The organism is Streptomyces sp. SAS_270, from assembly GCF_052543295.1.
Genome location: NZ_JBMNDS010000023.1, coordinates 73,314 through 85,338, shown reverse-complemented (window position 1 = coordinate 85,338; position 12,025 = coordinate 73,314). Strand labels below are relative to the sequence as shown.

General features: G+C 73.0%; 8 protein-coding genes and 1 riboswitch. Of the genes, 1 reads left to right on the top strand and 7 read right to left on the bottom strand.

The window, feature by feature from the left end; genetic code table 11:
- Positions 1–729: a ZIP family metal transporter gene (locus ACN6LB_RS18050; protein ID WP_356141296.1), complete on the top strand. Its 729-nt coding sequence runs from the start codon at positions 1–3 to the stop codon at positions 727–729.
- Between the two features lie 41 nt (positions 730–770).
- On the opposite strand, the gene cobI is transcribed toward ACN6LB_RS18050, so the two are convergent.
- The 7 genes from cobI to ACN6LB_RS18015 are packed head-to-tail and all read right to left on the bottom strand — an operon-like array spanning position 771 to position 11,675.
- Positions 771–1,502 carry a precorrin-2 C(20)-methyltransferase gene (gene cobI, locus ACN6LB_RS18045; RefSeq protein ID WP_445026797.1) on the bottom strand — a complete coding sequence of 244 codons (732 nt, stop codon included), beginning with the start codon at positions 1,500–1,502 and terminating at the stop codon, positions 771–773.
- Positions 1,499–2,962 (bottom strand): cobyrinate a,c-diamide synthase, encoded by a 1,464-nt coding sequence (locus ACN6LB_RS18040; RefSeq protein ID WP_445026796.1) that lies wholly within the window; start codon positions 2,960–2,962, stop codon positions 1,499–1,501. The genes cobI and ACN6LB_RS18040 overlap by 4 nt, the downstream gene beginning before the upstream one ends.
- Entirely contained in the window at positions 2,956–3,555 is a 600-nt protein-coding gene (gene cobO, locus ACN6LB_RS18035; protein ID WP_445026795.1) for a cob(I)yrinic acid a,c-diamide adenosyltransferase, read from the bottom strand. Before cobO ends, ACN6LB_RS18040 begins: the two co-directional genes overlap by 7 nt.
- Positions 3,555–5,564, bottom strand: coding sequence for a putative cobaltochelatase (locus ACN6LB_RS18030; protein WP_445026794.1), 2,010 nt, complete (start codon positions 5,562–5,564; stop codon positions 3,555–3,557). Before ACN6LB_RS18030 ends, cobO begins: the two co-directional genes overlap by 1 nt.
- Positions 5,561–9,229, bottom strand: a complete 3,669-nt coding sequence (gene cobN, locus ACN6LB_RS18025) for a cobaltochelatase subunit CobN (RefSeq protein ID WP_445026793.1) — start codon at positions 9,227–9,229, stop codon at positions 5,561–5,563. Before cobN ends, ACN6LB_RS18030 begins: the two co-directional genes overlap by 4 nt.
- On the bottom strand, positions 9,226–10,734 hold the full coding sequence (locus ACN6LB_RS18020) for a cobyric acid synthase (RefSeq protein WP_445026792.1): 1,509 nt from the start codon (positions 10,732–10,734) through the stop codon (positions 9,226–9,228). Before ACN6LB_RS18020 ends, cobN begins: the two co-directional genes overlap by 4 nt.
- A complete protein-coding gene (locus ACN6LB_RS18015) occupies positions 10,731–11,675 on the bottom strand; it encodes a cobalamin biosynthesis protein (RefSeq protein WP_445026791.1) in 945 nt (314 codons plus the stop codon). Before ACN6LB_RS18015 ends, ACN6LB_RS18020 begins: the two co-directional genes overlap by 4 nt.
- Positions 11,676–11,797: 122 nt before the next feature.
- Positions 11,798–11,937: riboswitch (cobalamin riboswitch) on the bottom strand.
- Positions 11,938–12,025: the final 88 nt, after the last annotated feature.

Below are 12,025 nucleotides of genomic sequence, written 5' to 3'. Positions count from 1 at the left end.
ATGGCGGTCCTCGTCGCGCTCGGCGCGTTCCTGATGACGCTGGCCGGCGGCTGGACGGCACAGCGTGTGACCGACCGCCGCCACCTGGTGCTGGGCCTGGCCGGCGGGCTGATGCTGGGCGTGGTCGGCCTGGACCTGCTGCCGGAGGCGCTGGCGGCGGCGGGCGACGAGGTCTTCGGCGTACCGGCCGCGCTGCTGCTGTTCGTGGCGGGCTTCCTGCTGGCGCACCTGGTGGAACGCCTGCTGGCCGCCCGCCAGGCCGCGCACGGCGGGGAGGAGCACGGCGGCCGGGCGCCCGAGGTGGGCCTCACTGCGGCCGCGGCGATGGTCGGCCACAGCGCCATGGACGGCGTCGCGATCGGCGCCGCCTTCCAGGTGGGCGGCGGCATGGCCCTGGCCGTCGCCCTCGCGGTCATCGCCCACGACTTCGCGGACGGCTTCAACACGTACACGATCACGAGCCTGTACGGGAACGCCCGCCGCAAGGCGATCACCATGCTGTTCGCCGACGCGGCGGCCCCCGTCGTGGGCGCCGCCTCGACGCTCTTCGTCACCATTCCGGAGCAACTGCTCGGCGGCTATCTCGGCCTCTTCGGCGGCGTACTCCTGTACCTCGCCGCCGCCGAGATCCTCCCCGAGGCCCACCACGAGCACCCGGCCCGCTCCACCCTGCTGTGCACGGTCGCCGGAGTGGCCTTCATCTGGCTGGTGGTGGGCCTCGCGGGATGACCCGCTTCTTCGACCGCTCCTCGGACCGGTCTTTGGGCCGCTCACAGCTTGCCGCCCCGGGTGCCGTCGCGCCGTGCGGGTGCGATGAGCGTGGAGAGGTACGGCAGCGGGCCGCCGTCCAGCGCGGCCGCCGACCGGATCGACTCCTCGGGGAGCCCGAGCGCGGAGCCCCACACGGCGTCGTCGATGCGCCCGGTCTCGCGCAACACCTCGGCCACCTCCTGCGCCTGCCGCCCGAACTTGTACGCGACCACGGTGCCCGGGCCGTTCAGTGCGTCCTTGAGCACGGCGGACCCGGCCGTCACCGGCACGAGCGTGAGCGGCTCGGTCCCCTCGGTCAGCACGGCGCCCGACCGCGCGGCGAGGTCCTGCATGGCGGTGATCCCGGGCACGGTCTCCACGACGGTCCCCGGCACCGCCTCGCCGATGGTCTGCGCGAGATAGGTGAAGGTCGAGTACACGTTGGGGTCGCCGATGGTGGCGAAGGCGACGGTGGCGTGCTCACCGAGCAGCTGCGCCACCCGCTCGCCCGCCGCGTCCCAGGCCGCCTCGCGACGCCCCCGGTCGGTCCGCTCGTTCAGCGCGAACACGACCCGGACGACCTTCTCCTCGGGCACGTAGTGCAGCACGGTGGCTTCCGCCCGCCCCCGCTCCAGGGTGTCCATCACGGGTACGACGACGACGTCGGCCGCGCGCAGGGCGTTGACGCCCTTCACGGTCACCAGCTCCGGGTCACCGGGCCCGACCCCGACTCCGATCAGCTTGCTGCTCATGACGTCAGGCACCTCTCCACGAACCGACGGGCGACACCGGGCTCGGACGCCCAGTGCGTGTGCAGATAACTCGCGTGCACACCTTGTTGTACGAAACCTTCGACCCGCCGTAGAGGGGCGCGCACACCCCAGGCGGGAGCCGCCCCCGCGCCGGGCTCGACCACCGTGCGGTGGAACTCGTGCCCGCGCATCCGGGTCCCGGCGACCGCGAGCACACTGTCGCTGACGGCCACGGCATCCCGGTACCCCAACGTCAGCCGCTCGTCCATCCGCGCCTTGGCGTCCACGACCCCGCACATCGGCAGCCCGTCGAGCTCCCGCGACAGATAGAGCAGCCCGGCGCACTCGGCGGCGATCGGCGCCCCGCTCGCCGCGAGCGCGGCCACGGCCTTCCGCAGCGGCTCGTTGGCGGACAACTCGGGGGCGTACACCTCCGGAAAGCCCCCACCGATGACCAACCCGGCCGTCCCGTCCGGCAGTCGCTCGTCCCGGAGGGGGTCGAACGTGACGACCTCCGCACCGGCGGCGGCCAGCAACTCGGCATGTTCGGCATAGGAGAAGGTGAACGCGGGCCCGCCGGCGATGGCGATGATCGCGGTGGGTTTCAGCCCCTTGGGGGTCCCCCCACGCCCTTCAGGCAGTGGGGGAGTTCGAGGAGCGGGGTCCGGGGCGGAGCCCCGGGTCGGGACGGGAAGGGGCGGAGGGGGCGAAAGAACCAAAGCCTCAGCCGCATCCCAAGCCGCACCCGACAACGCACCCGCACCCCGGGCCAACGCGAAGAGCGCATCGAGATCGCACCCCTCCCGCACCTGGGAGGCCATCGCAGAAACCGCCTCGACGGCAGCAGCCCGCCGCTCGGCGACCGGCACCAGCCCGAGATGCCGAGACGGAGTCTCGACCTGCGGCGCCCGCCGCAGCACACCCAGCACCGGCACCCCGGCCGAGTCCAACGCCTCCCGCAACAGCTCCTCGTGCCGCTCGGACCCCACCTTGTTGAGGATCACCCCGGCCACCCGCACCTCGGGATCCCACGACGCGAACCCGTGCACCAGCGCGGCCACGGAGCGCGACTGCGCCGACGCGTCGACCACCAGCACCACCGGCGCCCGCAGCAGTTTCGCCACATGGGCGGTGGACGCCAGTTCGCCCTCTCCCGCGGCCCCGTCGTACAGCCCCATGACACCCTCGACGACGGCGAGGTCGCACCCCTGCGCGCCGTGCGCGAACAGCGGGGCGATCAGCTCCGGCCCGCACAGATACGCGTCGAGGTTGCGCCCCACCCGCCCGGTGGCGAGCGCGTGGTACCCGGGGTCGATGTAGTCCGGTCCGACCTTGTGCGGGGACACGGCAAGCCCCCGCGCGGCGAACGCGGCCATCAACCCCGTGGCAACGGTGGTCTTGCCGCTCCCGGACGAGGGCGCGGCGATGACCAGCCGGGGCACGGACGAGCCATTCACCACTCGATGCCCCTCTGCCCCTTCTGCCCCGCGTCCATCGGGTGCTTGACCTTGGACATGTCGGTGACGAGATCGGCGAACCCGACCAGCTTCTCGGGGGCGTTGCGCCCGGTGATCACGACATGCTGGGTCCCGGGCCGGTCGCGCAGCACCTCGACGACCTCGTCGGTGTCGATCCATCCCCAGTGCATGGGGTAGGCGAACTCGTCCAGCACGTACAGCTGGTACGTCTCGGCGGCCAGGTCCCGCTTGACCTGCTCCCAGCCCTCGCGGGCCTTCTCCTCGTTGTCCATCTGGGCATCACGCTGCACCCAGGACCAGCCCTCGCCCATCTTGTGCCAGTCGACGGTGCCGCCCTCGCCGCTGGCGCCGAGCACCCGCAGCGCGTTCTCCTCGCCGACCTTCCACTTCGCCGACTTGACGAACTGGAACACCCCGATGGGCCACCCCTGGTTCCAGGCCCGCAGGGCAAGCCCGAACGCGGCCGTCGACTTGCCCTTCCCGATGCCCGTGTGCACGATCACCAACGGCCGGTTACGCCTCTGACGGGTCGTCAGGCCGTCGTCCGGTACCACACTCGGCTGCCCCTGCGGCATTACGCGGCCCTCCTGCTGTCGCCCTGAACATCCCTCACGAGCCCGGCGATCGAGTCCGCCCGCAGCTCGTCCAACGTCACCGCCGTACCGCCCAGTTCACCCGCGAGCTGCCCCGCGAGCCCCAGCCGCACCGGCCCCGACTCGCAGTCGACGACCACGGACGCGACCTGCTCGGCCGCGAACAGCCGCGCCGCCCGCCCCGCGAGCGCGACCGGCTCCGGCCCGCCGGTGGCCCGCCCGTCCGTCACGACGACCACCAGGGGCCGCCGCGCGGGATCCCGCAGCCGTTCGACCCGCAGCACGTCATGTGCCTTCAGCAGCCCGGCCGCGAGCGGAGTGCGGCCGCCCGTGGGCAGCGACTCCAGCCGGACCGCGGCCGCGTCCACCGACGAGGTCGGCGGCAGCGCGACCTCCCCGGCCGACCCCCGGAACGTCACGAGCCCCACCTTGTCGCGCCGCTGGTAGGCGTCGAGGAGCAATGACAGCACAGCCCCCTTCACGGCGCTCATCCGCTGCCGCGCCGCCATCGACCCGGAGGCGTCCACGACGAACAGCACGAGGTTCCCCTCGCGCCCCTCCCGGGTCGCCTGGCGCAGATCGTCCCGCCGTACGACGAGACCGGGCCCCGACCGGCCGCGCGCCCGCTGATGCGGCGCCGCCGCCAGCACGGTGGCCGCCAGGTGCAGCTTGGTGAGGGCCCCTCGGGGCCGCCGGGCCCCCGTGGTCCTGCCGTGCTCGGTGCGCGCACGCGAGCGCCGCCCGGCCGCACCCTCGCCAAGACCCGGCACGCTCAGCACCTTGGTCCTGAACGGCTCCCCGGCCCGTGCGGGCTGCTGCTCCCCGGCGCCGGAGGACTGCGGCTGCCCCGCCTCGCCGGCCTCGGGCTGCGCGCCCGTGTCACCGCCCTCGGGGCTCTCGGGCCCCTCCTGCGGGGGCTGCCCGCCGCCACCGCTGGGCCCGGGCCCCTCCGGATCCGGGTCCTCGTCGTTGTCGTCCCCGCCCCCGAACTCCTCCAGGGTCTCGTCGAGCTTGTTCTCGTCGAGCCCCGGCGCGTCGAAGGGATTACGCCGCCGCCGGTGCGGCAGCGCGAGCAGCGCCGCCTGCCGTACGTCCTCCGCGAGCACGTCCGTCCGCCCGGCCCACGCGGCCAGCGCCGTCGCCGTCCGCGCCATCACGATGTCGGCGCGCATCCCGTCGACCTCGAAGGCCGCACAGGTCGCCGCGATCTGCCGCAGCGCCCCGTCGCCCAGCCGGACGGAGGGCAGCAGTGCGCGGGCCGCCACGATCCGCGCCCGCACCGCCGACTCCTCGTCGGCCCAGCGCGCCGCGAACCCCTCGGGATCGTCGTCGTACGCGAGCCGCCTGCGCACGACCTCCACCCGCTGGTCCGGCTCACGCGAGGCCGCGACCTCCACCGTGAGCCCGAACCGGTCGAGCAACTGCGGCCGCAGCTCGCCCTCTTCGGGGTTCATGGTCCCCACCAGCAGGAACCGCGCGGCATGCCGGACGGAGACGCCCTCGCGCTCCACGTACGAGGCGCCCATCGCGGCCGCGTCCAGCAGCAGGTCCACCAAGTGGTCGTGCAGCAGGTTCACTTCGTCGACGTAGAGGATCCCGCGGTGGGCGTCCGCCAGCAGTCCGGGCTCGAAGGCCTTCACACCGTCGGCGAGCGCCCGCTCGATGTCGAGCGAGCCCACGAGCCGGTCCTCCGAGGCGCCGACCGGCAGCTCGACCATCCGCGCGGGACGCCGCGTACCGGTCCCGACCTCGTGCGGCCCGTCCGGACAGGCCGGATCGGGCGCCGCCGGAGCGCACGAGAAACGGCACCCGGCGACGACGTCCACCTCCGGCAGCAGAGCCGAAAGGGCGCGTACGGCGGTGGACTTGGCGGTGCCCTTCTCGCCGCGCACCAGCACACCGCCGACGGCGGGCGACACGGCGTTCAGCAGCAGCGCGAGCCGCAGGTCGTCCTGGCCGACAACGGCCGTGAACGGAAACGGGGTACTCACTTCTCGTCGCCCTCCAAGTCGCCTTCGAGCTCCAGATAGGTGGCGCGCAACCGCTCGATGGTGTCCGCGTCCGGCTCGGCCCACAGGCCCCGGTCGGCGGCTTCGAGCAGTCGCTCCGTGATCCCGCGCAGGGCCCACGGGTTGGACTTCTTCATGAAGTCCCGGTTCTCCGCGTCGAAGACGTACTCCGCGCTGAGCTTCTCGTACATCCAGTCGTCCACGACCCCGGCCGTGGCGTCGTAGCCGAAGAGGTAGTCGACGGTCGCCGCCATCTCGAAGGCACCCTTGTAGCCGTGGCGCCGCATGGCCGCCATCCAGCGCGGGTTGACGACCCGGGCGCGGAACACCCGGTGGGTCTCCTCGCCGAGCGTGCGCGTCTTGACCTGGTCCGGTACGGCGGAGTCGCCGACGTACGCCTCCGGGCTCGCGCCCGTCAGGTGGCGGACCATGGCGACCATGCCGCCGTGGTACTGGAAGTAGTCGTCCGCGTCGACGAGGTCGTGCTCGCGGGTGTCGACGTTCTTCGCGGCGACGGCGATCCGCTTGAACGCGGTCTCCATGTCGCCGCGCGCCGCCCGCCCTTCGAGCCCGCGCCCGTAGGCGTAACCGCCCCACACCGCGTACACCTCGGCGAGGTCGGCGTCGGAGCGCCAGTTGCGGGCGTCGATCAACGGCAGCAACCCGGCGCCGTACGCGCCCGGCTTCGAGCCGAAGATACGGGCCGTCGCGCGCCGTCGGTCACCGTGCTCGGCGGTGTCCTCGTCGGCGTGCGCCCGCACGTAGTTGGAGTCGGCGGGCTCGTCCAGCTCGGCGACCGCGCGCACCGCGTCGTCGATCAGGCCGACCACGTGCGGGAACGCGTCCCGGAAGAAGCCCGAGATGCGGACGGTGACGTCGATGCGCGGCCGCCCCAGCTCCGCGAGCGGGACCACCTCGAACCCGGTCACACGGCGCGACGCGTCGTCCCACACCGGGCGGCAGCCGAGCAGCGCGAGAATCTCCGCGATGTCGTCGCCCTGGGTGCGCATCGCGGACGTGCCCCACACCGTCAGGCCGACGGACTTCGGGTAGTCCCCGGTGTCCTGCAGGTAGCGCTGCGCTAGCGAGTCGGCGAGCGACTGCCCGACCTCCCAACTCAGCCTGGACGGGATCGCCTTGGGGTCGACCGAGTAGAAGTTGCGGCCGGTCGGCAGGACGTTGACCAGTCCGCGGGTCGGCGATCCGGACGGGCCGGCCGGGACGTAACCGCCGTTCAGGGCATGGAGGATGTGGTCGATCTCGTCCGTCGTCCTCGCCAGCCGCGGTACGACCTCGTCGCACGCGAACTCCAACACCGCGACGGCGTCCGGGAGTTCGACGCCCACCACCTCGCGTACCAGGGCGGGAACGGCCGAAGCCTGCCAGCCGCGCTCCTCCATGCCCTCCGCGAACCGGCGGCACAGCTGCTCAAGGAGGTCGATCGCGTCGGCCGCCGACCGCGCGGGTCCCTCGACGAGTGAAGTCAGCCCGTCCGGCACCTTCACCGGAGCACCCGGCTCGCCCAGCAACTCCTTCTCCACCAGGCCGAAGTGCTCGGCCAGGCAGGCCCGCAGACCGGGCAGGGCGTTCGCGGTGCCGCCCCACACCTGGGAGGCGCGCAGCACGGCCAGCACCAGGTTGACGCGCGCCTCGGCCTCGGGACCGCCGCCCAGGATGTGCAGTCCGTCGCGGATCTGCACATCCTTGATCTCGCAGAGATAGCCGTCGATGTGCATCACGAACGCGTCGAACTCGCCGTCGTCCGGCTGGTCGTCGACATGCAGGTCGTGATGCAGCTCGGCGGCCTTGACCAGCGTCCAGATCTGGGCGCGCACGGCCGGGGCCTTCGTCGGGTCCAGGTCGGAGACGAGTGCGTACTCGTCGAGGAGCTGCTCCAGCTTCGCCAGGTCCCCGTACGTGTCGGCGCGCGCCATCGGCGGCACGAGGTGGTCGACGATCGTGGCGTGCCCGCGGCGCTTGGCCTGCGTGCCCTCGCCGGGGTCGTTGACGATGAACGGGTAGATCAGCGGGAGCTCACCCAGCACCGCGTCCGGGGCGCAGCCGCTGCTCAGCCCGAGTCCCTTGCCCGGCAGCCACTCCATCGTGCCGTGCTTGCCCATGTGCACCACGGCGTCCGCGCCGAAGCCGCCTTCCGATGTCGCAGCGTCCAGCCAGCGGTACGCGGCCATGTAGTGGTGCGACGGCGGCATGTCCGGGTCGTGGTAGATCGCGATCGGGTTCTCGCCGAAGCCGCGCGGCGGCTGGATCATCACGACGACGTTCCCGAACTGCAGACAGGCCAGCACGATGTCGTCCCCGTCGACGTACAGGGAGCCCGGCGGCTCGCCCCACGCCTCCAGCATCCCGTCACGCAGCGCGGGGTCGAGCCTGTCGAACCACGCCTGGTAGTCGGCGAGCGGCACGCGGGCGGGCGCGGCTGCCAGCTGGTCCTCCGTCAGCCACTCGACGTCGTGGCCGCCGGCCGCGATGAGCCGGTGGATCAACTCGTCGCCGTTGTCCGGGTATCCGGACACCCCGTACCCGGCGTCCCGGAGCGCGTCGAGGACCCGTACGGCAGAAGCCGGGGTGTCGAGGCCGACCGCGTTGCCGACGCGCGAGTGCTTCGTCGGGTAGGCGGTGAAGACCAGCGCGAGCTTCTTCTCCGCGTTCGGCGTGTGCCTCAACTGCGCGTGGCGTACGGCGATTCCGGCGAGGCGGGCGGCCCGCTCGGAGTCGGCGACGTACACCGGCACGTCGTCGGGGCCCTGCTCCTTGAAGGAGAACGGCACCGTGATCAGCCGCCCGTCGAACTCCGGGATCGCGACCTGCATCGCCGCGTCCATGGGGGAGAGGGCGGCGTCCGACGCGTCCCACGCGGCCTTGGAGGAGGTGAGGCAGAGCCCCTGCAGGACAGGGATGTCGAGAGTCCGGAGCGCGCTGATGTCCCACGCCTCCTCGTCACCGCCCGCGGACGCCTCCGAGGCGTGGGTGCCGCCGGCGGCGAGCACGGTGGTGACCAGCACGTCCGCCCCGCTGATCAGCTCGTACACGCCCGACTCGGCGCCGCGCAGCGAACCGCAGTAGATGGCAAGGGCGTTGGCGCCCCGCGCCTCGACGGCGGCGCACAGGGTGTCCACGAAGGCGGTGTTGCCGCTCAGTTCGTGGGCGCGGTAGAAGAGCACGGCCACGGTGGGCCGGCTCGTGTCGAGCTCGGGCTCGCCACGGACGCCGTAGTCCGGCATCTCCCGCGGCGCCTCGAAGCCCTCGCCCGTGAGCAGCACGGTGTCGGAGAGGAAGCGGGCCAGCTCGGACAGGTTCTCCGGGCCGCCCTCGACGAGGTAGCGCAGCGCCTCCGCGACCACACCGGCGGGCACGGACGACTCGGCCATCAGCTCCGCGTCGGGCACGGTCTCCCCGCCGAGCAGCACCGTCGGGATGCCCGACGCCTTCAGGAAGGCGAGCCCGTCCTCCCAGGCGCGCTTGCCGCCCAGCAGCCGTACGACGGCGACGTCCGCGCCCGCGACGAGCGCGGGGAGTTCCTCCGCGACGTCCACGCGGGTCGGGTTGCCGATCCGGTACGCGGCGCCGGAGGCACGAGCCGCCAGCAGATCGGTGTCGGCGGTCGACAACAACAACACTGTGCTCATGCGGGTGCTCCCGGTGGAATGAAAGGCAGTCCTGAAGGCGCGCCCGACTCGATGAGCCGCCACAGCGCGTCCGTGTCCGCGTGTTCCTCGATCAGATCGCCGAGCCGGTCGAGCTGCTCCTCGCGCAGCGCCCCGAACGACGTGTCGGCGGCCGGCACGAAGCGACGGCCTGCGGCGGCCGCCACCTCGCGCAGGAAGGCGCGCCGGAAGCCGTCCGACTCCAGCGAGCCGTGCCAGTGCGTCCCCCAGACGGAGCCGACCCGGCAACCGTCCAGGAACGGTTCCCCGCCCGCCACCCGGGCGACGCCGTGATGGATCTCGTATCCCTCGACGGGCTCGCCGAGCGCCTCGCCGACGGGCCGGGTGAGGGTCTTCTCGCGTGCGAACCGCACGCGTACGGGCAGCAGACCGAGCCCGTCGACAGCGCCCTGACGGCTCTCGACCTCGTCCTCGATGTGCTCGCCGAGCACCTGGAAGCCGCCGCAGATCCCGAGCACCGGCCGCCCTTCGGCGGCCCGTCGCGCGATCGCGTCCGCGAGGCCGCGCTCGCGCAGCCACTGCAGCGCCTTCACCGTCCCGCGGGTGCCCGGTACGACGACGAGGTCGGCGTCGGCCAGTTCCTCGGCGCGGTCCACGAACCGCACGACGACGCCCGGTTCGGCGGCCAGCGCGTCCACGTCCGTGAAGTTGGACATCAGCGGGACGGCGCAGACGGCGACGCGCAGCACGTCCTCGCCGACGGGCGCGGCCACCACGGACTCCCGCACGGCCCCCCGCAGCGAGACACGGAGCCCGTCCTCCTCGTCGATGCCCAGCCCGTGCTGGAAGGGCAGCACACCGTACGAGGGGCGCCCGGTGAGGCCGCGGAGCATGTCGAGGCCCGGCTCCAGCAGCGAGACGTCGCCGCGGAACTTGTTGACGAGGAACCCGGCGACGAACTGCTGGTCCTCGGGCGAGAGCAGCGCGACGGTCCCGAAGAAGGACGCGAAGACGCCACCGCGGTCGATGTCGCCGACGACGAGCACGGGCAGCCGCGCATTGCGCGCGATCCCCATGTTCACGATGTCCGTCCGCCGCAGATTGATCTCGGCAGGACTGCCGGCCCCCTCACAGATCACCGCGTCATACGTGCCCCGCAACTCGGCGAGACAGTCCAGAACGGTCCCGAGAAGCGCCTGCTGCCGCCCGCCGTGATAGCCCCGCGCCGTCATCTCGCCCACCGGCTTGCCCATGAGGACGACCTGACTGCTCCGGTCGCTGCCCGGCTTGAGCAGTACGGGGTTCATCAGCGCGGTCGGCTCGACGCGTGCGGCCTGCGCCTGCATGGCCTGCGCCCGCCCGATCTCGGCGCCCTCGCGCGTGACGAAGGAATTGAGGGACATGTTCTGCGCCTTGAAGGGCGCCACCTTCACGCCCTGCCGCACCAGCCACCTGCAGATCCCGGCGGTCACCACGCTCTTGCCCGCGTCGGAGGTGGTTCCCGCGATCAGCAGTCCGCCGCTCATGACGTGCCTCCCCGTCGTGTCAGGGCGCGTGCGGCGACGCTCACGCCGAGGGCGAGCAGGCCCACCCGGCGCGACAGCCGTACGGCCCGCTCGATGTCCGTGGTCCGCACCGGCCGTCCCCGGCCGCCCAGCACGGGCCGGTGCTCGACCCGCCCGCCGTACGAGAGAGTGCCGCCCAGGCGCACCCCGAGCGCGCCCGCGAACGAGGCCTCCACCGGACCGGCGTTGGGGCTCGGATGCTTCGCGGCGTCCGCGCGCCAGGCCCGGGCGGCCCCCCGCGGGTCGCCGCCGGCGACGGTGGCGAGCACGGCGGTCAGCCGCGCCCCCGGCCATCCGGCGACGTCGTCGAGGCGCGCGGAGGCCCAGCCGTAGCGTCGGTACCTGGGTGACTTGTGCCCGACCATGGCGTCGAGCGTGTTGACCGCCCGGAACCCGACGAGCCCCGGCACACCGGCGACGGCGCCCCACACCAGCGCGCCCACGACGGCGTCGGAGGTGTTCTCGGCGACGGACTCCACGACGGCCCGCGCGATCCCGTCCGCGTCCAGTGCCTGCGGATCCCGGCCGCACAGACGGGGCAGCAGCTCCCGGGCGGTGTCGACGTCCCCGGCTTCGAGCGCCGCGCCGATGGCCCGGGCCTCGCGCCCGAGCGACGTGCCGCCGACCACGGCCCAGGTGGCGGCGGCGGTCAGCGCGAAGGAGGCGGCAGGGGAGTTGCGTACGCAGCGGCTTGCGGCCGCCGCGAGGGACACGGCTCCGCCGGCGCACACCAGGGTGTGCAGTGCGCCCCATCCGCGGTGGTCGCGCCACAGCACCCGTTCCACAGCGCCCGCGGCCCGCCCGAACGCGGCGACCGGGTGCCCGCGGCGGGGATCGCCGAGGAACAGGTCACCGAGGAGGCCGGCGGCGGCGCCGTACGCGAAGACGCGATCGGCACGCATGGGGTCAGCCCGCCGTAAGGGAGGGCGGAACCGTCGTACCGTCCGGCACCGTACTGTCCAGGACCCGCAACGGGCAGCCGCACATGGCGATATGTCCTCACTCAGGGTGTCCACGCCCTGGTTCGACGAGACCGGCGGTGAGAGTTCCTGGCTCCCGGGGGTTACTACCCCGGTGACAGTGGCGGGACCGCGCCGGATTCACACCGGCTTCCTCTTCTGCCGCCGTACATGGCTCCGGCAGTCCACCACGGGCCGAGAACAGCCGTCAACTCGCTGTTGACCTGCGAGGGGAGAGTGTGCGAAGGCCCACATACGGGTGGGGGGGGGGGGGGGGGGGGGGGGGGGGGGGG

What these genes read in the sequence shown, in the direction of transcription:
- ACN6LB_RS18050 (WP_356141296.1), top strand. Translation starts at nt 1, where the DNA reads ATGGCGGTCCTCGTCGCGCTCGGCGCGTTCCTGATGACGCTGGCCGGC.
- cobI (WP_445026797.1), bottom strand. Translation starts at nt 1,502, where the DNA reads ATGAGCAGCAAGCTGATCGGAGTCGGGGTCGGGCCCGGTGACCCGGAG.
- cobO (WP_445026795.1), bottom strand. Translation starts at nt 3,555, where the DNA reads ATGCCGCAGGGGCAGCCGAGTGTGGTACCGGACGACGGCCTGACGACC.
- cobN (WP_445026793.1), bottom strand. Translation starts at nt 9,229, where the DNA reads ATGAGCACAGTGTTGTTGTTGTCGACCGCCGACACCGATCTGCTGGCG.
- ACN6LB_RS18020 (WP_445026792.1), bottom strand. Translation starts at nt 10,734, where the DNA reads ATGAGCGGCGGACTGCTGATCGCGGGAACCACCTCCGACGCGGGCAAG.
- ACN6LB_RS18015 (WP_445026791.1), bottom strand. Translation starts at nt 11,675, where the DNA reads ATGCGTGCCGATCGCGTCTTCGCGTACGGCGCCGCCGCCGGCCTCCTC.